The organism is Kitasatospora sp. NPDC001603 (assembly GCF_040298365.1).
Lineage (GTDB): Bacteria > Actinomycetota > Actinomycetes > Streptomycetales > Streptomycetaceae > Kitasatospora.
In genome coordinates this window covers 21,203-47,735 of the sequence record NZ_JBEPAA010000005.1, presented here as the reverse complement: position 1 = coordinate 47,735, position 26,533 = coordinate 21,203, and the positions used below count along the sequence as shown (strand labels likewise).

Below are 26,533 nucleotides of genomic sequence, written 5' to 3'. Positions count from 1 at the left end.
CCCGCGACCCACCGACAGGACTACCGCGTGACGGACCCTCAGGCGGCCAGCGTCTTGAGCGTCTCGAACGCGGTGTCCCGGGACTTCTCCGCCAGCGGCTTGAGCGCGGCCATCTGCGGCACGATCGCGGCCAGCGTCAGCTCGGCGTGGACGAAGGTCAGGTCGTCCGCCAGGCCGATCGCGCCCAGGACGGCGCGCAGGTACGGCTCCTGGTAGTCCCAGCCCTCACGGGGGGTGCCGGGGGCGTAGGAGCCGCCCCGGGCGGTGACCACCACGACGGACTTGCCGCTGAGCAGGCCCGGGTCGCCGCCGGGAGCCACCATGTGGGCCGGGGTGACGAGCCGGTCCACCCACGCCTTGAGCGTCGACGGGATGGTGTAGTTGTACATCGGGGCGCCGATGATCAGCGTGGTCGCCTCGCGCACCTCGGCGGTGACCGCCTCGCTGAGCGCCCGCTCCTCCGGGGTCTCGCCGTGCTCGCCGCTCGGGTCAAGCAGGGCCTCGCGGACGGCGTGCGTGATGTGCGGGACGGGCTCGGCACCCAGGTCGCGGTAGACGTAACCGCCGTCGGGGTGGTTCTCGCGCCACTGGGTGGCGAAGTAGGCGGACAACTCGCGGGACACGGAGCCGTCGTGACGAATGCTCGCGTCGATGTGCAGCAGGGAAGGCATGAAGGCGACCTCGGGTTGTATCAGGGGCGAATCAAAGCATCGCCACCGGTCGGCCGCGTCAGCGGTGTGACGCGGTCTCCGGTGCCGTCGAACCACGGGTGGTCATGGCCGGACACTCGGCCAGGCCCCCCGGACGCGTCTCCGCCGCCCGTTCGGCGCCGGTACGCGATGTCGACGGTAGACATTGACGCCGACGTCAAAGCAAGCGCTTCACCACTCCTGCCCACTCGCTGCGTCGACGAACCGGCTCCGCGGCGCCCTGCTCCGCCGCTCCCCCACCGGTCCGGCCGGCGCCCCGTGCTCAGCCGCCGCCCATCCCGCCCTGCGCGGCCACCATGGTCGTCCCCAGCCCGTCGACCGCCTTGGCCAGCCCGGGCGCCCGCTCCCCCAGCCGCGCGGTGAGGGCCGCGATGCGCCCGGCGTGCGCGCGCTGCTCCTGCCGCGACAGCACCAGCCGCACCTGCCCGTGCGCGGCCAGCGCCGCCAGCACCGCGTCCGCGAACGCCACCGAGCCCACCGGCTCATCGCCACGGACCAGTTGGGCCACCCGGAGCTGCCGGTCCAGCGCCTCCCGGGGGTCGGGCATCGCCACCGGCCGCCGCGGCACGACGGGGCCGTAGGGGTCACGGTCCCGGACCGTCAGCACGCCGAGGACGGCCAGCCGCTGCTCGACGGCGTCCAGCGTCTCCTCGCGGCCGCGTTTGATCCACGACTTCCAGCCGCGCCGCCGTGCGGCGACCTCGGCCAGGACGGCGTCCAGCACCGGGTCCCCGGCGGGGCCGGCGCCGGGCGCCACCAGCACCCGGCCCCGGCCGTCCTCGACGAGGTCACCGCGGTGGGCCAGCTCGGCCAGCGCGGCGGCGCGCAGCAGGAACCCGGCCCGGGTGCGGTCCTGGAGGGCCTGGGCCCGGGTGTCGTAGGCCATCAGGTAGGTGGCCAGGTGCAGCGGTCGGCTCATACCGCCGACGATACGGCGCACCGCCCCGGCCGCCATCCGCCCGCAGGAGGGCATCGGCCTCCCACCTGCGGCGTACCCCGCGCCCCGCACCCGGACCAGGGAGCTGCCCGGCCCCGGCCGCACTGGCCGCACTGGCCGCACCGACGAACCGGCCGCACCGGCCGCACCGACCGGGGAGACGGCCTGCGGGGGCCGGTGTCGGTGGCCCGGCATAGCGTGGCGCCATGACGCCTCTGGACCACGACCGGTACTGCGCCGAGATCGTCACGCAGACCGACCTACTGCGCGGCACCGTCGCCGGGGCCGACCTGACCCGCCCGGTGCCGTCCTGCCCCGGGTGGAACGTCGGCCAGCTCCTGCGCCACCTCGGCGGCGGCCAGCGCTGGGCCGAGGAGACCGTGCGCACCCGGGCCGCCGGGCCGCTCCCGGACCGGCACTTCCGCGATCTCGCCGCCTACGCGGACGAGGACCCGGCCGTGGTCGGGCCGTGGCTCACCGAGGGCGCCCGGCGGCTGAGCGACGCGCTGCGCGAGGCCGGCCCCGACGCACCGCTGTGGACGCCCGTCCCCGGTGGCACGACGGCGTTCTACGCCCGCCGCTTCACGCACGAGACGGCGGTGCACCGCGCCGACGCGACGCTGGCCCTCGGTGCGCCCTTCGCCCTCCAGCCGGACGTCGCCCGCGACGGCCTCGACGAGTGGATGGAGCTCGGCTCGCTGCCGATGCACTTCGAGGTCCACCCCCGGACCAGGGAGCTGCCCGGCCCCGGCCGCACCCTGCGCTTCCACGCCACCGATCCGGCCGGTGCCGAGGGAGCCACGGACTGGCTGGTCGACCTCACCGGTGACACCCTCGCCTGGCGCCACGCGGACGAACCGGCCGCCGTGACCGTCAGCGGGCCGCTGACCGAGCTGCTCCTGCTGGTCTACCGGCGCCGGCCGCCCGGGAGCCACGGCGTCGGCGTCCAGGGGGACGCCGACCTGCTCACCTTCTGGCTGGACCGGGTCGGCTTCGGCTGACCGTCGGGGCGCCGGGCGTCACCGTCCGGCTGGGCCGCAACGGCCGGCCCGTGGACCCGACCGTCACCAGCGCCGGCCCCTGCGCCGACTTCTGGCTGCTGGGGCTCGTCGAACCCCGTCGAGCCGAACCCGTCGAGCCGAACCCGCCGAGCCGAACCGCGGCGACGGGACGGACGGCCCCGGTCGATAGGCGGGTTCCTCCTCCTTCCGGCGGAGCCCGCACGACACCCCCGGGGGAGGCCGTCGCGACCTCGGGCGGACGCCCGCCCCGGCGGGCCGGGGGCAGGCTGGCATCAGCCGGAGGGGAGTCCGGCGCTTCTCGGGAGGGACACCGTCATGACCGTCAGCACGCCACCGTCAAGGCTCCGCCGCTCGGCCGTCGGGGCCGCGATCGCCGCCCTGGCGACGGCCGGCCTCCTGGGCACCGCGGCGCCGGGCCGGACGGTCCGGGGCGGTCCGGGCCGCTCCCGCGCTCAGCCGTTCGGCAGGATCACCGCGCGGCCGTCGACCAGCCCGGCGTGCAGGCGCTCGTACGCCAGCGGGGCGTCGTCGATGCCGTAGGTCTCGACGTGCACCTCGACCGCGCCGGCCCGGGCGAGGTCCAGCACCTCGATCAGCTCGGATCGGGTGCCCCAGTACGGGGAGGCCACCGACACCTCGTACGGGAGGGTGCCGAAGCCGACCGGCAGGGAGCCGCCGCCGAGGCCGACGATCGTCACGTCGCCCTCCACCGCCGCCATCGCGCCGGCCGAGGCCACCGTCGGCGGGGCGCCGACGAAGTCCAGCACCACCTGGGCGCCGACGCCGCCGGTGAGGGCGCGGACCGCCGCCGGTGCCGAGGCGTCCGAGAGCACCGTCTCGTGCGCGCCCACGGCCCGGGCCAGGGCCAGCTTCTCCTCGGTCACGTCCAGGGCGACCACCCGGGCCGCCGTCATCGCGCGCAGCAGCTGGATCGCGACATGGCCGAGGCCGCCGGTGCCGATCACCACGGCGGTGCTGCCCGGCACCAGCTTGCCCAGCGAGCGCTTGATCGCGTGATAGGGCGTCAGGCCGGCGTCGGTCAGCGGGACGGCCCGCACCGGGTCGAGACCGCCGAGCGGTACCAGGTGCCGCGGGTCGTCGACGATCATGTACTCCGCCATCGCGCCCGGGGCGCCCAGGCCCGGTGGGCGGATGCCGAGCTCGGCGGCGCGAAGGCAGTAGTTCTCCTTGCCCTCCGCGCATTTGGCGCAGCTGCCGCAGCCCCAGGGCCCGTACACGGCGACCGCGTCGCCCTCGGTGAAGCCGGTCACTCCGGCGCCGAGCTCCGCGACGGTGCCGACGCCCTCGTGGCCGAGGGTCAGCGGCAGCGGGAAGGACAGCTGCTCGGCGGGCAGGCTCATCACGGCGATGTCGGAGTGGCACACGCCCGCGGCGGTGACCTTCAGCAGGACCTGCCCGGGGCCGGGCTCCGGATCGGGGACGGTGACCACCTCGGGGGCGGCGCCGGCCGTGCGGTACTGGACTGCCTTCATCGTGGTGACTCTCCTTCGGTGCGGGCGCGTTCGGGACGGGCGTCCGGTGCGCGCGGCGTGCGCCCCCCGGAATCGGCCGGGTCAGCGGGCCGCGTAGGCGCCGTCGACCAGGTGGTAGCTGCCGTGGACGAAGGAGGCCCGGTCGGACAGCAGGAAGGCGGTCAGCTCGGCGACCTCCTCCGCGCGACCGAGCCGGCCGGCCGGGTGCAGCGCGACCAGCGCGTCGCGGGCGGCGGCGTCGGCGTCGCGCAGCAGCGGCGTGTCGATGAAGCCCGGGCCGACGGCGTTGATCCGCACGCCCTGGGCGGCGTACTCCAGGGCGGCCGTCTTGGTGAGGCCGACCACGCCGTGCTTCGCGGCGGCGTAGGCGGGCGAGCCGGCGAAGCCGTTGGTCCCGAGGATCGAGGCCATGTTGACGACGGCGCCGCCGCCGGCCGCGAGGATGGCGGGGATCTCGTAGCGCAGCGAGTAGAAGACGCCGTCCAGGTTGGTGGCCAGCACCCGCCGCCAGTCCTCGGGCTCGTAGGCGCCGGTGGGGGCGGCAGGCCCGGCGATGCCGGCGTTGTTGACGGCCAGGTGGAGGGCGCCGAGCCCGTCGACGGTGGCCCGGACGGCGGCGCGCACCGACTCCGGGTCGGTGACGTCCACGTCGACGGCCAGGGCGCGGGCTCCGGCGGCCGTCAGCTCGGCGGCGGCCTCGCGGGCGCCCGCCGGGTCGAAGTCGGCAATCGCGACGGCGGCGCCGCCGGCCGCCAGTCGCCGGGCCACCGCGAGGCCGATGCCGGAGGCGCCTCCGGTGACCAGCGCGGTCCGGCCGGTGAACTCCTGGGTGTAGTCGATGCCGGTCATGGCGGTCGTTCCTTTCGTACCGGTGCGCGCCGGGTGGGCGCGCTCGTTCACACCGCCGTGCCGTCGGGTGGCGGTTCGGCGGTGAGCAGCTCGAAGGCCTGCTCCAGCAGGTCGGGCAGGTCGGGGGCCGCGCCGGTCGCGGGGTGCCGGACCCAGGCGCGGGAGGCGGCCTGGAGGGCCGCGACCCCGAGGCCGATGGCGACGGCCGGGCGCAGGTCGTGCTCGGCGTCCAGGCCGAGCCGGGCGGCGGCGATCCGGATGGACGCCTCCTCCTCGTCGACGCAGATCCGCCGGTAGGCGGCGGTCAGCGCGGGTTCCGCGGCGATCAGGCCGAACAGCTCGCGGACGCCGGGGCGCCGGTGCCAGGCCGGGTCGAGGTCGTCCCGCAGCCAGACCCGCAGGGCCGCGCGGTACGCGGTCAGCGGGGTCTCGGCGGCGGGGCGCTCGGCCAGGGCCGCGTTGATCCGGGCGAAGTCGGCCCGCAGGCAGTCCAGTACGGCGTCCTCCCGGGAGGGGAAGTACCGGCTGAAGGTGCGCCGGGAGACGTCGGCCAGGTCGGTGACGTCCTCCACGGAGACGGCGGCCAGGCCCCGCTCCAGGACCAGCCGCAGGGCCGCGGCGGCCAGCGACTCCCGGGTTCGGCGTGCCTTGCGTTCGCGCCGGCCCTCGGGGGCCGCTCCCGCTGCCTCTTCGATGCTCACGTCGTCCACCGTACACCCGGAAATGTCCCATTGGGACATGAGTCCCGTCGGGACACCCGGCAGGTCAGCTCGGTTCGGGATGGAACCGGTGCAGGCCCTTGCGGTCGTAGTAGGTGGTCATCGCGAAGCCGAAGACCAGGGCCGCGACCGTGCCGATCGCGATCATCACCCAGGCCCGCGCCAGCCCGGCGTCGGCCTGCGCGTCGAAGTAGAGGATGGCCCGGACGCCGTCGCTGAGCTGGCGCATCGGCTCGAACACCGCCAGCCCCCGGTAGAAGGTCGGCAGCGCCTGGAGCGGGATGGTCGCCCCGGAGGACGGCAGCGACAGGGCGATGAAGACGAACATGCTGATCAGCTGCCCGATCCCGCCGAACGCGGCGATCAGGGCCTGCGCGCCGAGCCCGACCGCCGCGCTGGCGCAGACCGAGAAGACCCAGAGCAGCGGCAGGTGCGAGGCGTCCATGCCGAGCACCACCACGGTCGCCAGCATCACCAGACTGGAGGTCAGTACCGAGAGGCAGACGGACATCACGCAGGTGACGGTCAGCGTCTGGGTGCGGCTGATCGGCACCAGCGGGTGCTGCATCCGCAGCGGCCCCAGCTCGCTGGCCGCGTAGCCGAGCGCCACGTCCACACCGTTGCTGATCACGTTGGCGCCCAGGAAGCCGGCCAGCACGAGGAGCAGCGTGTAGTAGAACGCCGTCAGGCCCAGCCCGCTGTGCGGGCCGATGGGGTGGCCGACCTTGACCTCGACGGCCGCCGGGTCGGCCAGCTGGAGCAGCGTCGCGTTGATCGCCGCACCCCCGCCGGCCGCCGGCTGGGCCTGCGCCTGTGCCTGTGCCTGTGCCGTGAGGGTCTTGCCGAGCTGCGTCGAGGCCTGTTGCGCGGCCGCCTGGGTGATCGAGGAGGCCAGCGAGGACGCGAGACTGCCCACCCCGGGGTTGGTCAGCACCGTCAGCGTGGGCCGCGGCGGCATCGGCTGCGCGGGCGCGCCCAGCGCGGCCACGGCGGCGGTGAAGCCGGCCGGGACCTCCAGCGCGCCCGCGAGCTTGCCCGAGGCCAGCTGGTCGTCGGCGGCGGCCTGGTCGAGCAGCCGCCAGGAGACCTGCCCCTGCGGGTCCGGCGCGGCCGCGATGCCGGCCGTGATCTGCGCGCCGAGGTTCTGCGGCTGGCCCGCCACGACGGCCCCCTGGTCGGCGTTGACCAGGCCGATCGGCAGCCGGTGCAGGTCCGCCCGGGGGTTGATGATGCCGCCCAGGTAGAGCAGCGACAGCAGGAAGGCCACCGTGCCGACGATGACGGTCGGGACCATCCAGACCTTGGGGTTGCGGAGCACCTGCCAGGCCCGTACCCGTACCACCGCCACCCCGCCCTCGGGCCGCTTCGAAGTCATGGCTCTCCCGTGCGCGTCGTCCGGTCGTCCCGCCCCCGCCAGAAGGTAGCGGCCGACCTCCGTCCGACCGGCGCGCCTCGCCCGAACAGCCCGCAGGCCGACCCGGTCGGCAGCGTCCGGACCGGGTCCGAGGCGGGACCTCCGGTCCCGGCCTGGCGCACTGACTAAGCGCTTGCTTAGACTCTCCCTCGTCGCGCGAGGTCCGCCGTACCGCGGTCCAGCTCAGTCCAGCCACCGGGAGCCGCCATGTTGTCCGCAGAGAACCGTCAGATCCGCCTCGCCCGCCGGCCGGTGGGCGAGATCGGCCCCGAGGACTGGGAACACGTCACCGAGCCGGCCGCGGCGCCGGGCGAGGGCCGGTTCGCCGGCCGCACCCGCTACCTCTCGCTGGACCCGGCGATGCGCGGCTGGCTGGACGACCGCCCCTCCTACCTGCCGCCGGTCGGGATCGGCGAGGTGATGCGGGCCGGGTCGGTCGTCGAGGTCACCGAGTCCAACCACCCCGGCTTCGCCATCGGCGACCTGGTCGCGGGCCTCTTCGGCGTCCAGGAGCACGTGGTCTCCGACGGGAAGGGCGCCGTGCGGATCGACCCCGCGCTCGCCTCGCCGTCGACCTTCCTCGGCGCGCTCGGCAGCCCGGGCATGACGGCGTACTTCGGCCTGCTGGACGTCGGCGCGCTGAAGGAGGGCGAGACGGTGGTGGTCTCCGGCGCCGCGGGCGCCGTGGGCAGCATGGTCGGCCAGATCGCCAAGGCGAAGGGCTGCCGGGTCGTCGGCATCGCCGGCGGCGCCGAGAAGTGCGCCGTGCTGACGGACGAGCTCGGCTTCGACGCGGCGGTCGACTACCGCGCCGGGAACGTGCGGAAGGCGCTGCGCACCCTGGTGCCGGACGGCATCGACGTGTACTTCGACAACGTCGGCGGGGAGATCCTGGACGCCGCCCTGGCCTGCCTGGCGATGCGCGCCCGGGTGGTGGTCTGCGGCGCGATCAGCCAATACAACGCCACCGACGTCCAGGGGCCGTCGAACTACCTGTCGCTGCTGGTGCGCCGGGCCCGGATGGAGGGCTTCGTGGTGTTCGACTACGCGCCGCGCTACAAGGAGGCCGCGCGGGAACTCGGCGGCTGGATCGCCGAGGGGCGGATCAAGGTGCTGGAGCACGTGGTCCGGGGCACGGTGGACGACTTCCCGCAGACCCTGCAGATGCTCTTCCGGGGCGAGAACACCGGCAAGCTGGTGCTCGAACTCGTCTGACCGGCCTGGGCGGCGCGACGGCGGGGAGGGCCGGCGCGGCTGCTCGGCGGCGGTGAGAGCCTCGGACCGCGGCGCGGCGGGCGGCGGCGCGGCGGGCGGCGCGGCGGGCGGCGCGGCGGGCGCTCAGACGGTGAGCGGGCCGTCGGACGGCGAGACCGGTGCGGGCAGTTCGGTGCGCCCGCGCAGGTGGCGGTCGACGGCGGCCGCCACCGCCCGGCCCTCGGCGATCGCCCAGACGATCAGCGACTGGCCGCGCCCGGCGTCGCCCGCGACGAACACGCCGTCCGCCCCGCCGGCGAACTCCTCGTCGCGGACGAGGGTGCCCCGCGGGCCGACGGCGAGGCCGAGTTGGCCGACCAGCCCGCCGTCCCGGCCGGGCCCGGAGAAGCCGGCGCCGGGGAAGCCCGGGCCGGCGAAGCCGAGGGCCAGCAGGGCGAGGTCCGCCGGGAGGGTGCGTTCGGTCCCGGGCCGGGGGCTGCGGTCGCCCCGCCGCGCCTCGGCGAAGCGGACGGCCGCCAGCCGGCCGTCCGGGCCCGCCTCGAACCCCACCGTGGCCGCCGCGAACACCCGGGGCTCGGCCGCCGGGCCGCCGGCCTCCTCGTGCGAGGTGGTCACCCGGTAGACCTTGGGGTGCACGGGCCAGGGCTGGCCGGAGGCCCGGCGTCCGGGCGGGCGGGGGTTGATGTCGAACTGGGTGACCGTCGCGGCCCGCTGGCGCAGCGCGGTGCCCAGGCAGTCGGCGGCGGTGTCGCCGCCGCCGACGATCACCACGTGGCGGCCCTCGGCGGAGACCGGCGAGACGGGGTAGTCGCCCTCGTCGACCCGGTTGGCGAGGGTCAGGTAGCTGATGGCCTGGTGCACACCGGCCAGCTCGCGGCCGGGAACCGGGAGGTCGCGGCAGCGGGTCGCGCCGACCGCGACCACCAGGGCGTCGCTGCGGGCGCGCAGTTCGTCGGCGGGCAGGTCGTGGCCGACCGCGACGCCGGTGCGGAAGACCGTGCCCTCGGCCCGCATCTGGTCGATCCGCCGGTCCAACCGGTGCTTCTCCAGCCGGAACGCCGGAATGCCGTAGCGCAGCAGGCCGCCGATCCGGTCGGCGCGTTCGTAGACGGTCGTGGTGTGGCCGGCCCGGGTCAGCTGTTGGGCGGCGGCCAGCCCGGCGGGGCCCGACCCGACCACGGCCACCCGCAGGCCGGTCAGCCGCTCGGGCGGCTGCGGCAGGTCGTAGCCGCTCTCCAGCGCCCGGTCGGCGATCGCCAGCTCGATGTTCTTGATCGTCACGGCCTCCGCGTCGATCGCCAGTACGCAGGCGCTCTCGCACGGGGCGGGGCAGAGCCGGCCGGTGAACTCGGGGAAGTTGTTGGTGGCCAGCAGACGCGCGGCGGCCGCGCGCCAGTCGTCGTGCGCGACCAGGGTGTTCCAGTCGGGGACGAGGTTGCCGAGCGGGCAGGCGTGGTGGCAGAAGGGCAGACCGCAGTCCATGCAGCGGGCGGCCTGGTCACCGGCGACCGGCAGCGTCGCGCCCTCCCGGTAGACCTCGCGCCAGTCCCCCAGCCGCTCCTGCGGGTCCCGGCGCTCACGGGGGTGCCGGGGCGTGGTGAAGAAGGCCATGCGGTCGGCCAGGGGATCAGCCATCGCGGCCTCCGGCGGGGCGTGCCATCGCGGGGCGGTGGCGCCGCCGTCCCGCGCCCCGACGGGCGCGCGACCGCACTGCGCACCACCGTGTGGCCACCGTACGCCTGCGAACCGCCCGGCGACAGCGGCCGGCCGTCGCCAGGGCGCCTCGGTCGGCCATGCTCGGGCGCCGGGTGGCCGGAAGTGAATGTTCCGGTCCGAATTGACGGCGTACCGTCGTATGGTCTTAGCGCCGTGAGCGGTCGAACCCCTTGATCCAGCTGACGGCTCCACCCTAGGATCCGGATGAAATGTCACATGGCAATGGAGCCGTCGTGGGGGATCACACCGTTCCGAGCCGGGGTACCGCCACGAGCGCCCTGCCCAGGCCGTTCTACCGGCTCGCCGTCGGAGACGCCGTCTCCAGCTACGGCAGCCAGCTCAACATGGTCGCGCTCAGCCTCTTCGCCTACGAGGCCGCGGGCAACGCCCTCGGCACCGCGGGGTACCTGACGCTGCGCCTGCTCGGCGGCTTCGGCGCCGGCGTGCTCGCCGGGCGCGTCGTCGCACGCCTCGACCGCCGGCTGCTGATGGTCGGCTGCGCCTTCACCCAGGCCACCGGCCTGGTGGCGCTCGCGATCGTCCCCGACCACCTGCGGATCCCGGTGCTCTACCCGCTGGCCCTGCTCTTCGGCGCGGCCGGCACGCTCAGCGCCGTCGCGTTGCGCAGCAGCGTGCCCGAGATGGTCGGCCCGGAGCACCGGGCCCGCGCCAACGGGGTGCTGGTGACCGGGCGTTCGACGGCGATGGTGCTCGGGTTCGCCTCGGCCGGCGTGCTGGTGGCCTGGGCCGGGTTCCAGGCCGCGCTGCTCACCGACGCCGCCAGCTTCGTCGTGTTCGGCACGGTCGTGCTGCGACTGCCGCTGCGCACCCGGGCCGAGCGCGACGGAGCGACGGCCCGCCCGGCGGCCGAGCCGGGCGGGCGGTTCGCCGGGCTGGTGCTGCTGCGCACCCTGCCGGTGATCGGCGCGATGGTCGCCATCCGGCTGGTCGACGCCTTCGGCTCGGCCGCGCACAACATCGGCCTGCCGGTGTTCGCGACCCGGACGTCCCCGGAGAACCCGGCTGCCGTGCTGGGCCTGTTCTGGGCCACCTGGGCGGTCGGCAGCCTGGGCGCCCACCAGCTGGTCTCCCGACTGCTCGTCAAACGCGGCCGGGAGCCGGGCGAGCGGGCCTTCGCGGTCGGCACCGCGCTGATGTCCACCTGCTTCATCCTCGCCTTCACCGGGCTGCCGACCCCGCTCTTCCTCGTCGTCGCGCTCGGCGCCGGGCTCGCCGACGGCTTCACCGAGATCTCCTACACCACCCGGATCCAGGCCGTCGACGACGACCGGCGCGGCCAGGCGTTCGGGCTGGTGGCGAGCGCCGAGAGCCTCGGCATGGGCGTCGGGATGCTGCTCAGCGCCGGGCTGATGGAGCGGTTCAGCCCGCTCACGGTGGTCGGCTTCTCGCACGCCGTGCCGATCGCGCTGGCCGCTGGGTTCCTGCTGATGGTCGGGGTCGGCGCCCGTCGGCGGCGCGCGCCCGCCGCGCGGCCCGTCCCCGCCGACCACTAGCCGCGTACCGGCCCTCCCCCACCGGGCGGCCGAGCCCCGGGCGACCGCCCGCCGTACCCGCCCGACCGCCGTACCGGCCGCCCCGGCCGCCGCCCGCCGTCACCCCGCCGTACCGCGCCCCGCCCGCCCTTGTCGCAGAGCCCAGGAAGGTACGACCCGCATGAGCGTCCCCGGCCCCGACCGCCCCAGAGCCGACGTGGTGGAGGGCCGGCTGCTGCGCCACGCCGGCCTGGCCGACTGCGCCCTCGTCGCCGGCGGTTCCCCGGGCGGCGCCGGGTTGATCGTCTACCTGGTGCCGGCCGACGACCGGGACCACGCCGGACTGCGCCGCTGGGCCGCCGCCCACCTGCTGGAGGACGCGCCCGACGCGGAGATCCGCCTGGTGGACGGCATCCCCCGGACCGCCGAAGGGGCGGCCGACACCGCCGCCCTGGCGGCCGCCCGCGACCCGCGCGAGCACCCCCGCCCCGCCCGCCGGCACCTGAGCGAACTCACCGGCCGCTGGCGCCCGTTCGGCGCCGCCGCGCCGGCCGCACCGGAGCCGTCGGCGGAGCCAGAGCCCGCGGCCGGCGAGCCCGCCGTCGCCGTCGGACCCGCCCTGCCGGCGCTGCCCGACGGCCCCGCCGACCTGCCCGACGCGCTGCTGCGCGCCGCCCGGCTGCACCCCGAACGCGGCCTGCACCTGGTGCGCGCCGACGGCGGCGCCACCACCCTGCGCTACCCCGAGCTGCTGAACCGGGCGCTGCGCGTGCTCGGCACCCTCACCGCCGCGGGCCTCGGCCCGGGCGACCGCGCGATCCTCCAAGTCCCCGACCTGGAGCACTACTTCCCCGCGCTCTGGGCCTGCCTGCTGGGCGGCGTCCTGCCCGTCACGGTGGCCCGCCCGCCGGGCTACGACCGCCCGGGCCCCGTCCTGGAGAAGCTGGTCAACGCCTGGGAGACGCTGGAGCACCCGCCGGTGCTGGCCGCCGGTGAGGCCGTCGCCGGGCTCGCGGGCATCGGCCGGCTCGACCCGCGGGCCGCCGGTCTGCGGGTGATCCCGGTCGACCGCTCCGCCGCGCAGCCGCCCGCCGCGCCGCACGGCGCCGGCGGCGACGTCGCGATCCTCCAGCTGTCCTCCGGCTCCACCGGGCGCTCCAAGGCGATCCGGATCAGCCACCGCGGCATCCTGGAGTACGTGGCGGGCGCCTGCGAGCAGGGCTTCGCGCCCGGCGACCCGACCGTCAACTGGCTGCCGCTCGACCATGTCGCGGGCCTGCTGATGTTCCACCTGCGGGACGTCGTGGCGGCCTGCGACCAGACCCACATCCCCACCGAACTCGTCCTCGCCGACCCGCTGTTGTGGCTGGACACGCTGGAGCGCCGGCGCGCCGCGCACTCCTGGTCACCGAACTTCGGCTACCGCCTGGTCGCCGAGGCGCTGCGGGCCGCCCCCGAGCGGCGCTGGGACCTCTCGGCCGTCAAGTCCCTGATCAACGCGGGCGAGCAGTGCACCGAGGGCGTCGCCGAGGAGTTCCTGGCCCGGCTGGCCCCCTCCGGGCTGCGGCCCGAGCACCTGCTGCTCGCCTGGGGCATGGCCGAGACCTGCACCGTCATCACCTACAAGCGCTACGGCGAGCCCGGCGCCGTCCAGGTCCTGGCCACCGACTCGCTGACCGGAGCGCTGCGGCCACTGCCGGAGGGCTCGGACGAGGCGGCCACCCGTTTCCTCTCGATGGGCCGCCCGGCCGCCGGCGCGCGGCTGCGGGTCGCCGACGACCGGGGCGCCGTCCTGCCCGAGCTGCGGATCGGACGGCTCCAGGTCTCCTCCGGCCGGGTCACTCCCGGCTACCTGAACAACCCGCGGGCGGACCGCGAATCCGCCACCGCCGACGGCTGGTTCGACACCGGCGACCTCGCCTACCTGCGCGACGGGGAGGTGATCCTCACCGGTCGGCGCAAGGAGATCATCATCATCAACGGCGTCCACCACTTCTGCCACGACCTGGAGGACGTGGTGTCCGCCGTCGACGGGGTGCTCTCCGGTCACGTCGCCGCGTGCGGGGTGCCCGACGAGCGCAGCGGCAGCGAGCGGTTGGCGGTCTTCTTCGTGGCCTCCCCGGAGGCGGGCGAGCCGCACCGGACGGCGGGCGCCGTACGGGCCGCGCTGGCCGAGCGGTTCGGGCTGTCGGCCGCGCTGGTGCTCCCCGTCCCGGCCGCCGACTTCCCCCGCACCACCAGCGGCAAGATCCAGCGCACCGCGATCCGTGCCCGGCTGCTGGACGGCGGCCTGGACGCGCTGATCACCCGCCTCGACCTCGCCGAGGGCAACGCCCGCACCGTGCCGGACGTCGTCCGCCGTGCGGCCTGGGAGCCCCGGCCCGCGCCGGACGCCGCGCCGGTGCCACCGCCGGGGACCGTCCTGCTGCTCGGGCCGGTCGGACCGGGCACCCTGTCGGACGCACTCGCCGCCGTGCTGCCGGACACCGTCCAGGCGTCCCAGGCCGAGTCCTTCGCCCGGCTGGGCGACGGCTACGCGCTCGACCAGCGGCGGGCCGGGAGCTGGCCGCGACTGCTGGACGAGCTGGAGGCGGCCGGCCGGCGCCCGCACCGGGTGCTGCACCTGTGGGCGCAGGTTGCCGAGCCGGACGAGGTGCTGTGCGGCGAGGCCCTGCTCGGACTGACCCGGGCGCTGGCCCACCGGTACGGCGGCGGTCCGGACGGGGTCGAACTCGTCACTGTCAGCGCCGGGTTGCACGCGCTCGCCGACGGCGAGCTGCCGCGGCCGGTCGCCGCGCCGACCGCGGCCCTGACCGCCGGGGCCCGGGCCGAGCGGTTGCTCGCCGGGGCCCGCCACCTCGACCTGCCCGCCGACGCCCCGGCGGACCCGCGGGCCGTGCTGGCCTTCCTCGCCGACCCGCGGCGCGAGCCCGAGGCCGCCTGGCGCGACGGGCGCCCCTACGTGCCCCGGCTCGGCCCGCTCGCCCCGCTCACCGCGCCGGAGGCCGCCGCCGCACCGGCCTGCACGCTGCTCTCCCCCGGGGCCCGCTGGCTGGTGACCGGCGGGCTGGGCGGCCTCGCCGGGGAACTGCTCCCGGAACTGCTCCGCCGGTACGGCCCGCACCTGCTGCTGGTCGGGCGCACCGACCCGGCCGCGGGCGGCCCGGCGGCGGCCGCGCGACGCGCCGCGCTGGAGCGCCTGGAGCGGGCCGGCGGCCGGGTCGAGTACCGGACGGCCGACGTGACGGACCGCCGGGCCCTGGCGGCGGCCGTCGCCGAGGCCGAACAGGCCTGGGGCGCGCCGCTGGAGGGTGTCCTGCACCTCGCCGGCGAGTACCGGATCGGCCTGCTGGAGGAGCTCGGACCCGAGCGGTGGCAGGAGGCCCTCCGGGCCAAGGCCGCGGGCACCGACGCGCTGGCCGAGCTGGTGGCGGCCCGCCCCGGTGCCCAGTTCGTCGGCTACTCCTCGATGATCGGGTTCCAGGAGGCGGTCGGCTCGGCGGGGTACGCGGCGGCCAACCGCTCCCTGGAGGCGGCGGTCGAGCGGCTGCGCCGGGAGCACCGGGTCGCGGCCTGGACGGTCTCCTGGGGCCTGTGGCGGGGTGTCGGGATGAACCGGGAGGCCTCCCACCACGCGGCCGCCGCCGAGCGCGGGATCGCCGTGCTCGACGCCGCCGAGGGCCGGCGGCTGGCCACCGCGCTGCTCGCGGCCCCGCCCGGTCACTACTACGCCGGTCCCGACGGCACCCGCCCCGCCGCCCGGCGCCGGCTGCTGGCGGGCGAGCCGCGGCTGGTCGCCGACGCCCCGCAGCCGCCCGCCGCCGGACCGGCGCGCCCGGTGGTGGCGGCGCCCGCCCCGGCCGAGCTGCGCCGCGCCGTGCTGGACACCTTCGAGGCCGTCCTCGGCGAACCGGTCGACCCCGGCCGGCCCTTCCACGAACTCGGCCTCGAGTCGGTGCAGTTGATGCGGGTCCAGGCCGCACTGGCGGCGGGCCCGGCGCCCGGGCTGGAGCCGACCGCGCTGTTCCGGCACCCCACCGTGGACGCGCTGGCGGCCCGGCTGGCCGGCGGTGCGCCGGAGCCGGCACCGACCTCCACCGCGCCCGCGCCGGAGGTGCCCGCCGACCGGCGGGTGGCGGTGATCGGCCTGGCACTGCGGCTGCCCGGCGCGGACACCCCCGAGGAGTACTGGCGCAACATCGTCGACGGCGTGGTCAGCACCACCCGGTACACCCCCGAGCAGCTCGCCGCCGCCGGCATCCGGGCCGAGGAGTACAGCCACCCCGACTTCGTCCCGGTCACCGCGCCGATCGCCGACATCGGCCACTTCGACGCCGAGGCCTTCGGCATCAGCGCCGCCGAGGCCGCCCTGATGGACCCCCAGCAGCGGCTGCTGCTGGAGACCTGTGCCCGGGCCCTGGACGACGGCGGCTACGGCGACACCGCGCCGGACACCCGGGTCGGGGTCTTCGCCGGCACCGGCATGACGCTGTACTCGCTGCGCGGCTACCTCCAGCACGCCATCGGCACGGCCGCCGACCCGGCCCGGCCGGTCGAGGCGCTGCAGGTCGCGATCGGCAACCAGGCCGACTTCGCCGCCACCCGGGTCGCCTACCGGCTCGGCCTCACCGGGCCCGCCGTCGGCGTGCAGACCGCCTGCTCCACCTCGCTGGTCGCCGTCCACCTGGCCGTCCAGTCGCTGCTGACCGGTGACAGCGACCTCGCCCTCGCGGGCGCCGCCGCCCTGCACGTCCCGCAGGCCGCCGGCTACCGCTACCAGGAGGGCTCGATCCTGGCGCCCGACGGCGTCTGCCGGGCCTTCGACGAGCGGGCCGCCGGAACGGTGGGCGGCAACGGCGTCGCCGCCGTCCTGCTCAAGCGCCTCGACCGGGCGCTGGCCGACGGCGACACCGTGCACGCGGTGATCCTCGGCTCCGCCGTCAACAACGACGGTGCGGGCAAGGTCGGTTACACCGCGCCCGGCCTGGACGGCCAGGCCGCCGTGGTCGGCCGGGCACTGGACGTGGCGGGTGTGCCGGCCGACAGCATCGGCTACGTCGAGGCGCACGGCACCGGCACGCCGCTCGGCGACCCGATCGAGGTCCAGGCGCTCACCCGTGCCTACCGGGCCCGTACCGCGGCGGTCGGCTTCTGCGCCCTCGGCTCGGTCAAGCCGAACATCGGCCACCTGGACACCTGCGCCGGGATGGCGGGTCTGATCAAGGCCGTCCTCGCGCTGCGCCACCGGGAGATCCCGCCGGTGACCCACCTGACCAGGCCCAATCCGGCCCTCGGCCTGGCCGGCAGCCCCTTCACGCTCCCGACCGAGGCATCGCACTGGCCCACCGGGGATGCCCCGCGCCGGGCCGGGGTCAGCGCGCTGGGCGTCGGCGGCACCAACGCCCACCTGATCCTGGAGGAGGCGCCGGCCGGCGCCCCCGCGGACGCCCCCGCCGCCCCCGACGGCGAACCGCCGGTCGCCCTGCTGCCGCTGTCGGCCCGCAGCCCGCAGGCGCTCACCGACCTCGCGGCCACCGTGCTCGACCGGCTGCGCGGCGAACACCCGCCCCGCCCGGCCGACCTGCTGCTCACCCTCGGCGCGGGCCGGCGCCCGCTGCGCCACCGGCTCGCCGTCACCGGCACCGGGCCCGCCGAACTCGCCGACGCGCTCGCCGGGTTCGTCGCCGGGCGGACCTCCGGCCCGGCGCACTCGGCGCGGGACGCCGGGCGCGGCACACCGGCCCCCGTCCTGCTCTACACCGGACAGGGCGCGCAGTACCGGGGCATGGCCGCCGGGCTGTACCGGGCGTACCCGGTGTTCCGGGAGGTGCTGGACACCTGTGACCGGCTGCACCGCGAGACCTGGGGGGAGTCCCTGCTACCCCCGCTCCTGGAGCCCGGCCCCGACGGCGGGGAGCAGCCGTGGACCACGGAGGCCGCGCAGCCCGCGCTGTTCGCGGTGCAGGCCGCGTACACCGCGCTCTGGGAGGAGTTCGGGCTGCGGCCGGCGGCGGTGGCGGGGCACAGCGCGGGCGAGTACGCGGCGGCCTACGCGGCCGGGGCCTTCTCGCTGGCCGACGGCCTCTTCCTGGCCGGGGTGCGCGGGCGGCTGATGCACCGTTCGACGGAGCCGGGGGCGATGACGGTGGCCACCGCGTCCGCCGAACGGCTCGGCGCGCTCGCCGAGTGGCTGCCCGGGGTGGACCTGGCCGTGGTGAACGGCGCCGGGCAGTGCGTCCTGGCCGGGCGGCCCGGGGACATCGCGGGAGCGGAGGCGGTGCTCGCCCTGGAGGGTGTCGGGACGGAACGGCTCGCCGCCGACCGGGCGTTCCACTCCCGGCTGATGGAGCCGATGCTGGAGGCGTTCCGGCGCCGGCTGGAGCAGATCACCCTCCGGCCGCTGCGGGTCCCGCTGGTGAGCAATCTGGACGGCGTGCCGCTGGCACCGGGCACGGTGCCCGGCCCCGACCACTTCGTCCGCCAGACCCGGGAGACCGCGCGCTTCGACCGGGTGCTCGCGACGCTCGACGGGCTCGGCCACGGGCTCTTCCTGGAGGTCGGTCCGCACCACACCCTGAGCGGGCTGGGCCGGCGCGAACTCGCGGGGGCGGTGTTCGTGCCGAGCGGACGCCGCGGTCGCCGCCCGGAGCGCCAACTGCTCGCCGCACTGGGCACGCTGTGGACCCACGGGGTGCCGGTGGACTGGGCGGCGGCCGCCGCCGCCCGGCGGTGGCCGGACGGGCCCGCGCGGCGCGTCCCGCTGCCGGGCCGGCCGTTCCACCGTACCTACCACTGGTTCACCGCGCCCGGCGCCGAAGACACGGCCGACGCCTCGACCGCATCGCCGCCCGCGACCGCGACCCGGCCCGTACCGCCGCCGGGGCCCGCGCCGCTGTCGGGTTCCGTACCGCTGACCGTGGCCGGGGCCCGTCCCGGGCCGGCGGCCCCGCCCGTAGCCGAACGCACCGTCCTGGAGGAGCCCGTCATGACCGACACCCCCGCGCCGGACCCGCTGGAGCAGGCGGCCGCCCTGGTCCTGGGCCGGGTCGTCGCGCAGACCGCGCGTCAGCTCGGCGTGGCGGAGGAGGCGGTGGGCGCCGAGGACCCCTTCTTCGACCTCGGGGCCGACTCGCTGTCGATGATCAACATGATCCGGGACCTGGAGCGCGCCTTCGGGGTGCGGGTCCCGATGCGCGAGCTGTTCGAGGACGCGGACACCCCGGCGCGGCTGGCCGGGCTGATCGCCGGGCGGATGAGCGCCGAGGCGCTGGCCGGCCTGGTGCCCGCGCCGACGGCGGCGGCTCCGGAAGCGGTGCCCGCGCCGGTACGGGAGCCCCTGGCGGTGGCACCGGCCGCGCCCGCGCCGACGCCCGGACAGCCGGCGCCCACCCCGGCCCCCGCCACCCCGGCCCCCGTCGCTGCGGCTCCCGTCACCCCGCTGGCGGCCGCCACTCCCGACGGGGCCGGCGCGGTGATCGAACGCCAGCTCGCCCTGATGGGCCAGTTCTCCCAGCTGATGGCCGACCAGCTCGCCCTGCTCGCCGGCACCCCCGCCACGCCCGCCACGCCCGCCACGTCCGCCACGTCCGCCACGCCGACCGCGCCCGCTTTGCCCACCGCCGCAGCCGCCGCCGTCACGGTCGCACCGGAACTCCCCGCCACACCGGCCCGGCCGGCCACCCAATCGCAAGCACAGGTGCACGGCCCGCGCGTCACGGTCGCCCGGGACTCCGGGATGGCCGGCGGCGGCCTGACCGGCGAACAGCGCCGCCACCTCGACGAGTTGGTCGAACGCTTCACCGCCCGCACCGCCGCCTCCAAGGCGCTCACCCAACGCCACCGGCGGGTGCTCGCGGACAGCCGGGCCGTGGTCGGTTTCCGTTCGGCCACCAAGGAGATGCTCTACCCGCTCGCCGCCCGCCGGGCGCAGGGCTCCCGGCTGGAGGACGTCGACGGCAACTCCTACGTCGACATCACGATGGGTTTCGGCGTGCTGCTCTTCGGCCACGAGCCCGCCTTCGTCCAGGAGGCCGTCCGCGAGCACCTGGCCGGCGGTCTGCGGCTGGGTCCGCGCGGCGCGGAGACCGGCGAGGCCGCCGAACTGCTCGCGGAGCTGACCGGCACCGAGCGGGTCGCGTTCGCCAACTCCGGGACGGAGGCCAACGCGGGGGCGATCCGGCTGGCCCGGGCGTACACCGGGCGGGACACCATCGTGATGTTCGAGGGCTCGTACCACGGGCACTTCGACCACACGCTGGGCCGCCCGGTGGGCCACGGGGCCGAGCGCGAGACGGTCCCGGTGTCGATCGGCATCCCCGGCAGCGCGGTCGCCGACCTGGTCGTGCTGCCGTACGGGGAGCCGGAGAGCCTGCGGGTCATCGACGAGCTGGGCGACCGGATCGCCGCCGTGCTCGTCGAACCGGTGCAGAGCCGCCACCCCTCCCGCCAGCCCGCCGAGTTCGTCCGGGGGCTGCGCGAACTGACCGCCCGCCGCGGCATCGTGCTGATCTTCGACGAGATGCTCACCGGCTTCCGGCCGCACCTGCGCGGCGCCCGCGGGTTCTGGGGCGTGGAACCCGACCTCTCGACGTACGGCAAGGTCCTCGGCGGCGGCTTCCCGATCGGCGCCATCGCCGGGCGGGCGGCCGTGATGGACGGCATCGACGGCGGCTTCTGGCAGTACGGGGACGCCAGTCACCCGCCGAACGACACCACCTTCTTCGGCGGCACCTACATCCAGCACCCGCTGTCGATGGCCGCCTGCCGCGCCGTGCTGCGGCACTTCAAGGAGCAGGGGCCGGGCCTTCAGGAGCGGCTGAACGCCCGGACCGGGGAGCTGGCAACCACCCTCAACGGCTTCTTCGAGGAGGAGGAGTTCCCGCTCCGGCTGGCGCACTTCGGCTCGCTCTTCCGCTTCGAGCCGCGTGCCGACATGGAGCTGCTCTTCCACCACCTGCTGGTGAAGGGGGTCTACGTCTGGGAGTGGCGCAACTTCTTCCTCTCCACCGCGCACTCCGACGGCGACGTGGAGTTCGTGGCCGACGCCGTCCGCTCCTCCCTGCGGGACATGCGGCGCGGCGGCTTCTTCCCCTCGACGCGCGGGGTGGCCGTGCCGTCCGTACCCGCCCCGCGCCTCGAACTGCCCGCGCCCGCGCCCGTCCCCACCCCCGTCCGCGCGCCAGCCCCCGCGCCGGCCGGTGACCCGGACCGCGAGGTCGACTTCAGCCTCTCCTTCTTCGGCGACTACCCGCTCGACACCCGGCCCGAGGACCGCTACCGGATCGTCCTGGAGAGCGCCCGGTTCGCCGACCGCAACGGCTTCCACGCCGTCTGGCTGCCCGAGCGGCACTTCCACTCCTTCGGCGGCATCTTCCCCAACCCCTCGGTGCTGGCCGCCGCGCTGGCCCGGGAGACCGAGCGCGTCCGGCTGAACGCGGGCTGCGCCGTGCTGCCGCTGCACCACCCGGTCCGGGTCGCCGAGGAGTGGTCGGTGGTCGACAACCTGTCCGGCGGGCGGGTCGGCCTGGGCTGCGCCAGCGGCTGGCACCCCAACGACTTCCTGTTCTTCCCCGACCGCTACGGCACCCACAAGGAGCTGATGCACCGACAGGTCGACACCATCCGGGCGCTGTGGCGCGGCGAGCCCTACCGGGGCCGCAACGGCAACGGCGAGGAGATCGAGGTGCACCTGCACCCGCGCCCGCTCCAGGAGCTGCCGCCGATGTACACGGCGATCGTCGGCAACCCGGACAGCTTCCGCGAGGCCGCCCGCCACGACCTCGGCGTGATCACCAACCTGATGACCCAGAGCGTCGAGGAGCTGGCCGCCAACGTCGCCCTCTACCGGCGCACCCGGGCGGAGCACGGCCTGGACCCCGAGGCCGGGCGCGTGGTGGTGCTGGTGCACAGCTACCTCGGCGCCGACCTCGCCACCGCCCGCGAGCAGGCCTACCGCCCGTTCTGCGGCTACCTGCGCTCCTCGCTCTCGCTCTTCGGGCAGGTCGCCAACAGCCTCGGCCTCACCCTGGACTACGAGAACACCCCGGAGGAGGACCTGGAGTTCGTCCTGGAGCGCGCCTACGAGCGGTACTGCGCCTCGCGCGCGCTGATCGGCACCCCGGAGAGCGTGCGGACCGTCCTGGACTCGCTGCGCGCCGCCGGCGCCGACGAGATCGCCGCCTTCGTCGACTTCGGCCTCTCGCCCGAGCTGGTCGCCGCCGGCCTGCCGTACCTGGACGAGCTGCGCCGCACCGCCCAGCGGCCCCGCGAACGGCGCGCGCCGCTGTCGTACGCCCAGCAGCGGATGTGGTTCCTGCACCGGATGCTGCCCGACAGCTCCCGGTACAACGAGGTCAAGGCCATCGCGCTGGACGGGCCGCTCGACCACCGCGCGCTGGCCGGCGCCCTGCACGCCCTGGCCGAACGGCACCCGGCACTGCGCACCGTCTTCCGCGAGCAGGACGGCGAGCCGTACCAGGTGGTGCTGCCCGCCTCCGGTGCGCCGCTCCCGGTCGAGGACGCCCCGCCGGGGCGGGACCGGGAGGAGGCCGTCCGCGCGCTGGTCGCCGAGGAGGGCGCCCACCGCTTCGACCTGGCCACCGGCCCGCTGCTGCGCACCCGGCTGCTGCGGCTGGCCGAGGAACGCCATGTGCTCGTCCTCGCCATGCACCACATCGTCATCGACACCCTCTCCGCCGTGGTGATCACCCGCGAGCTGGGCGAGCTCTACCGGGCCGCGCGGTCGGACCGCCGCCCCGAACTGCCGCACCTGCCCACCGACTACGCCGCGTTCGCGGCCCAGGAGCGGGCCCTGGTGGCCGAGGGCGCGCACGCCGCGAGCCTGGCGCACTGGCGCGAGGTCCTCGGCGGCGAGCTGCCGGTGCTGGCGCTGCCCACCGACCGGCCGCGCCCGGCCCTGCCGGACGGCCGGGGCCGCGCCTTCGTCCGCCTGCTCGACGGCGAACTCTCCGCCCGGGTAAGGGAGCTGGCCCGTTCCCGGCGCTCCACCCTGTTCATGGTGCTGCTCACCGCGTTCGCCGGCGTGCTGCACCGCTTCAGTGGCCAGGACGAGCTCGTGCTCGGCACCCCCGTCGCCAACCGCGAGGAGGGCACCGAAGACCTGGTCGGCTTCTTCGTCAACACGCTCGCCCTGCGCCTCGACCTGTCCGGGGAGCCCGACTTCGAACGGCTGCTCGCCCGGGTGCGGACCACCGCACTGGACGCCTACGAGCACCAGCGGCTCCCGTTCGAAGTCCTGGTGCAGGAGCTGAACCCGGCCCGCGACACCAGCCGCAACCCGCTCTTCCAGGTGATGGTGGAGTTCGAGAACCACGCGCTGTTCGAGCTCGACCTGCCCGGCATCGAGGCCCGGCCGCTGGACGACGTCGTCGACAAGTCCGGCTTCGACCTCACCCTGTTCCTCACCAACCTGCCGGAGGGCATCCGCTGCCACGTCGAGTACGCCACCGCGCTCTTCGACCGGGAGAGCGTCGAGCGCCTGCTGACCGCCTTCGAGCAGCTGCTGGCCGCCGCCGTCGCCGACCCCGCCCGCCCGGTGGCCGAGCTGCTGCCCGGCGGCCGCGAGGTGGCCACCCCGGCCCTGCCCGGCACCCCGTCGCTGCGCGAACGGCTGGCCCGCACGGCGGCCGCGCACGCCGACCGCACCGCCGTCCTCACCCCGGACGGCACCCCGGTCACCTACCGCGAGATCACCGACCGGGCCGAGCGGCTGGCGGCGCTGCTGGCCGCCGCCGGGGTCACCGCCGGCACCCCCGTCGCCACCCTGCTGCCGCGCTCCGCCGACCAGGTCGCCGCGCTGCTCGCGGTCGTCCGCCTGGGCGCCGTCCACGTACCGGTCGACCCGGTGCACGGCGCCGAGCGCTGCCGGCTGATCGCCGCCGACAGCGGCGCGCCCGTCCTGCTCACCCGCACCGGCACCGACCGGCTCGGCATCGCCCTGCCCGCCGTCCTGGCCGACGACGAGAGCGCGGTGCCGCCGGCACCCGCCGCCGTCGACCCCGATCCCGAGTCACCCGCCTACTGCCTCTACACCTCCGGCACCACCGGCCGGCCCAAGGGCGTCGTGATGCCCTACCGCGGCCTGCGGTCCCTGGTCGACTGGAACACCGACCAGCACGGCCCGCTGCGCACCCTGCAGTACGCCTCCTGCGGGTTCGACGTCTGCGTCCAGGAGACCCTCACCGCCCTCGCCGGCGGCGGCACCCTCGTCCTCGTCGACGAGGCGACCCGCTACGACGCCCGGGCGCTGGCCGACCACCTCCGGCGCACCCGCACCGAACGCATCCACCTCCCGCACACCACCCTGACCGGCCTGCTCGGCGCCCTGGCCGAGGCCCCGGTGCCCGACCTGCGCGAAATCGTCTCCGGCGGCGAGCAGTTGCTGCTCACCCCGGCGCTGCGCGCCTTCCTGCGGGAGAACCCGCGGTGCCGGCTGTTCAACCACTACGGGCCGACCGAGACCCATGCGATGACCAGCGTCGAACTCTCCGCTGACGGCCCCGACCACGCCCCGGTCGGCCGCCCCGTCCCCGGCAGCCGCGTCCAGCTGCTCGACCCGCACGGCCGGCCGGTGCCGGAGGGCGCGGTCGGCGAGATCCACGTGCTCGGCGACCAGGTCGGCCTCGGCTACCTGAACCGCCCCGAGGAGACCGCCGCCGCCTTCGTCCGCACCCCGCAGGGCCTGCGCTACCGCACCGGCGACCTGGGCCGGCTGCGGCCCGACGGCACGCTGGAGCTCCTCGGCCGGATCGACGAGCAGGTGAAGATCCGCGGCTACCGGATCGAACCAGGGGAGGTGGAGAACGTGCTGCGCGCCGTCCCCGGGGTGCGGCAGGCCGCCGTCGCCGCGCACCACGGCCCGCAGGGCTCCGCGCTCGCCGCGTACGTCGTGCTCGCACCCGAAGCCCCCGGCGCCGCCGAAGCCTCCGAAGACCCCGAAGACCCCGAAGACCCCGAGGCTCCGGCCGCTCTGCCAGCTCCGGCAGCTCCGGCAGCTCCCGACGCGGCCGCCGCCCTCGCCCGGGTGCGCGACGAGCTCGCCGACCGGCTGCCCGAGCACATGGTGCCCCGGCTCTGGGCGCGCGTCACCCACGTGCCGCTGACCCGCAACGGCAAGCTGGACCGCGCCGCACTGCCCCCGGCCGTGCCGATCGGTGCCGACGCGGACACCGCCCCCGCCACCGAGCTGGAGCAGCGCCTCCAACAGCTCTGGGCGAAGGAGCTGGACGTCCCCGCCCCGGGCGTGGAGACCTCGTTCTTCGATCTGGGCGGGCACTCGCTGGCCGCCACCCGGCTGCTCAACCTGGTCCGCGAGGAGACCGGCCTGGAGATCGGCATCCTCGACTTCTTCCGCCGGCCCACCATCCGCGGCATGGCCGACCGCGCCCGCGCCGCCGCACCGGCCGAGACCTTCGAGCGAGGGACGCTGTGACCGCCGTGCCCACCGGACCGACCGCGCCCGCCGTGCCCGCGCCGACCGAGGACTGGCAGCGGCTCGTCCGGCTGTTGGACGAGCGGGAGGTCGTCCTCTCCACCGAGGGGGACCGGCTCGACTACCTCGCCCCGCCCGGAGCGATGGACGCCCCGCTCGTCGCCCTCGTGAAGGCCGAACGGCCCCGGCTGCTCGCCACCCTGACCGGCGGCGGCGCCGCCGAGGCCGCCGCACCGGCCGGCATCGCCCAGGCCCGGATGCACCGCAGCCACGGCCGGGTGGCCGACCCGAGCCTGTGGAACATCACCCAGCGGATCACCCTGCGCGGGCCGCTCGACCCCGCCCGCCTGCAACGGGCCCTGACCGCGCTGACCGCCCGCCACCGCAGCGTGCGCACCCGGTACGCGCCCTCCGACCTCGGGCTGCTCCAGCAGGTCCTGCCCGCGCCCGACAGCCTGCCGCTGCCGGTCGCCGCGGTGGGCGGCGGCGCGGAGGCGGTGGCCGCCGCCACCCGCGAGGAGGCCGCCACCCCGTTCGACCTCGCCGCCCCGCCCCTGCTCCGGGCCCGGTTGCTCCGGCTGGGCCCCGAGCACCACATCCTGCTGCTGACGATCCATCACATCGTGCTGGACGGCTGGTCCCTGGCCACCCTGCTGGCCGATCTCGGCACGCTGTACGGGGACCACCGGGCCGACCTGCCCGAGCCGGGATCGATGATCGGACACGCCTGCTGGGAACGGACGGTGGTGACCCGGGAGGCGGTGCGCCGGGCCACCGCCCGGTACGCCGAGCGGCTGGCCGGGCTGCCGCTCACGGTGCCGCTGCCCACCGACCGGCCCCGGCCCGAACGGCGGTCCGGGCACGGCGGCGTGCTGCCCTTCACGCTCACCCCCGAGCTCACCGCGGCGCTGAACCGGTGCGCGGCCCGCCGCTCCACCACCCCGGCGGCCGTGGTGCTGGCCGCCGTGGGCGATCTGCTGGGCGAACTCACCGGCGCCGACGAGACCTTGGTGATGCTCTCGACCGCCAACCGGCGGCGCCGCGAGCACGAGCGGCTGGTCGGGCTGCTCACCACCAACCTGCCGGTCCGGCTGCCGAGCCGCGCGCCGGGCGGGTTCGCCGGGCTGGTCGACCGGGCCGGCGAGGCCCTGGCCACCACGCTCGACCAGGCGGACGTCCCGTTCGGCCTGGTCACGGAGGAGCTGCGGGCGCGCGGGCTGGCGCTCCCGCCGTCCTTCCCCCAGGTACTGCTGGCCGTGCAGACCACCCCGGCGCCGGTCCTGGAGCTGACCGGCCTGGACGTCGTGGTCGAGGACGTCCCGGGCAGCGGCGCCCGCTCGGACCTGCTGCTGATGCTCACCCCCGAGGGGAGCGGCCTGGCGGGCCTGGCCGAGTACGACGCCGACCTCTTCGACGAGGCCACCGTCCGGGGCTGGCTGGACCGGCTGGTGCGGCGGCTGGCCGAGCAGGTGCCGCCGCTGGCGTGACCTTCCCCCCGGGTCGGGCCCCCGGGGC

The 26,533-nt window shown here is 76.3% G+C and carries 12 protein-coding genes; 5 read left to right on the top strand and 7 right to left on the bottom strand.

All coding sequences use genetic code 11. The features are described 5' to 3' along the window. Positions 1 to 38: 38 nt before the first annotated feature. Together ABT263_RS05235 and ABT263_RS05230 are read right to left on the bottom strand one after the other, a co-directional pair. Complete coding sequence (locus tag ABT263_RS05235) at positions 39 to 671, bottom strand: FMN-dependent NADH-azoreductase (protein ID WP_329485772.1); 633 nt, start codon at positions 669 to 671, stop codon at positions 39 to 41. A 301-nt stretch (positions 672 to 972) separates the two neighbouring features. Next, positions 973 to 1,629 carry a GPP34 family phosphoprotein gene (locus ABT263_RS05230; protein ID WP_352287752.1) on the bottom strand — a complete coding sequence of 219 codons (657 nt, stop codon included), beginning with the start codon at positions 1,627 to 1,629 and terminating at the stop codon, positions 973 to 975. Between the two features lie 224 nt (positions 1,630 to 1,853). Between ABT263_RS05230 and ABT263_RS05225 the strand changes: the two genes are divergently transcribed. Continuing rightward, the gene (locus tag ABT263_RS05225) at positions 1,854 to 2,648 is read left to right on the top strand and encodes a maleylpyruvate isomerase family mycothiol-dependent enzyme (RefSeq protein ID WP_352287750.1); all 795 of its coding nucleotides are present in this window, start codon (positions 1,854 to 1,856) and stop codon (positions 2,646 to 2,648) included. A 473-nt stretch (positions 2,649 to 3,121) separates the two neighbouring features. On the opposite strand, the gene ABT263_RS05220 is transcribed toward ABT263_RS05225, so the two are convergent. The 4 genes from ABT263_RS05220 to ABT263_RS05205 form a co-directional block, all read right to left on the bottom strand. Further along, positions 3,122 to 4,162, bottom strand: coding sequence for an NAD(P)-dependent alcohol dehydrogenase (locus ABT263_RS05220; protein WP_352287747.1), 1,041 nt, complete (start codon positions 4,160 to 4,162; stop codon positions 3,122 to 3,124). 81 nt (positions 4,163 to 4,243) lie between these two features. Next, a complete protein-coding gene (locus ABT263_RS05215; RefSeq protein WP_352287745.1) occupies positions 4,244 to 5,011 on the bottom strand; it encodes an SDR family NAD(P)-dependent oxidoreductase in 768 nt (255 codons plus the stop codon). Between the two features lie 47 nt (positions 5,012 to 5,058). Further along, on the bottom strand, positions 5,059 to 5,712 hold the full coding sequence (locus ABT263_RS05210; protein WP_329485777.1) for a TetR family transcriptional regulator: 654 nt from the start codon (positions 5,710 to 5,712) through the stop codon (positions 5,059 to 5,061). Positions 5,713 to 5,776: 64 nt separating this feature from the next. Then, positions 5,777 to 7,105, bottom strand: coding sequence for a YhgE/Pip domain-containing protein (locus tag ABT263_RS05205; protein WP_352287743.1), 1,329 nt, complete (start codon positions 7,103 to 7,105; stop codon positions 5,777 to 5,779). A 246-nt stretch (positions 7,106 to 7,351) separates the two neighbouring features. Here ABT263_RS05205 and ABT263_RS05200 point away from each other — a divergent pair, with 246 nt between their 5' ends. Next, entirely contained in the window at positions 7,352 to 8,359 is a 1,008-nt protein-coding gene (locus ABT263_RS05200) for an NADP-dependent oxidoreductase (protein WP_329485779.1), read from the top strand. Between the two features lie 123 nt (positions 8,360 to 8,482). Here the strand turns inward: ABT263_RS05200 and ABT263_RS05195 are convergent, their stop codons facing one another. Continuing rightward, positions 8,483 to 9,982, bottom strand: coding sequence for a glutamate synthase subunit beta (locus ABT263_RS05195; protein ID WP_352288064.1), 1,500 nt, complete (start codon positions 9,980 to 9,982; stop codon positions 8,483 to 8,485). A 326-nt stretch (positions 9,983 to 10,308) separates the two neighbouring features. On the opposite strand from ABT263_RS05195, the gene ABT263_RS05190 reads away from it, so the two are divergent. The 3 genes from ABT263_RS05190 to ABT263_RS05180 all read left to right on the top strand — a co-directional run bounded on the left by ABT263_RS05190 (position 10,309) and on the right by ABT263_RS05180 (position 26,505). Next, positions 10,309 to 11,589, top strand: coding sequence for an MFS transporter (locus tag ABT263_RS05190; protein ID WP_352287741.1), 1,281 nt, complete (start codon positions 10,309 to 10,311; stop codon positions 11,587 to 11,589). A 160-nt stretch (positions 11,590 to 11,749) separates the two neighbouring features. Then, positions 11,750 to 25,018: a non-ribosomal peptide synthetase/type I polyketide synthase gene (locus ABT263_RS05185; protein ID WP_352287739.1), complete on the top strand. Its 13,269-nt coding sequence runs from the start codon at positions 11,750 to 11,752 to the stop codon at positions 25,016 to 25,018. Positions 25,019 to 25,023: 5 nt separating this feature from the next. Continuing rightward, entirely contained in the window at positions 25,024 to 26,505 is a 1,482-nt protein-coding gene (locus ABT263_RS05180; protein WP_352287736.1) for a condensation domain-containing protein, read from the top strand. The last annotated feature ends 28 nt before the right edge of the window (positions 26,506 to 26,533 follow it).

Coding starts and splice junctions, on each gene's coding strand:
- ABT263_RS05235 (WP_329485772.1), bottom strand. CDS start 671: ATGCCTTCCCTGCTGCACATCGACGCGAGCATTCGTCACGACGGCTCC.
- ABT263_RS05230 (WP_352287752.1), bottom strand. CDS start 1,629: ATGAGCCGACCGCTGCACCTGGCCACCTACCTGATGGCCTACGACACC.
- ABT263_RS05200 (WP_329485779.1), top strand. CDS start 7,352: ATGTTGTCCGCAGAGAACCGTCAGATCCGCCTCGCCCGCCGGCCGGTG.
- ABT263_RS05215 (WP_352287745.1), bottom strand. CDS start 5,011: ATGACCGGCATCGACTACACCCAGGAGTTCACCGGCCGGACCGCGCTG.
- ABT263_RS05220 (WP_352287747.1), bottom strand. CDS start 4,162: ATGAAGGCAGTCCAGTACCGCACGGCCGGCGCCGCCCCCGAGGTGGTC.
- ABT263_RS05185 (WP_352287739.1), top strand. CDS start 11,750: ATGAGCGTCCCCGGCCCCGACCGCCCCAGAGCCGACGTGGTGGAGGGC.
- ABT263_RS05205 (WP_352287743.1), bottom strand. CDS start 7,105: ATGACTTCGAAGCGGCCCGAGGGCGGGGTGGCGGTGGTACGGGTACGG.
- ABT263_RS05225 (WP_352287750.1), top strand. CDS start 1,854: ATGACGCCTCTGGACCACGACCGGTACTGCGCCGAGATCGTCACGCAG.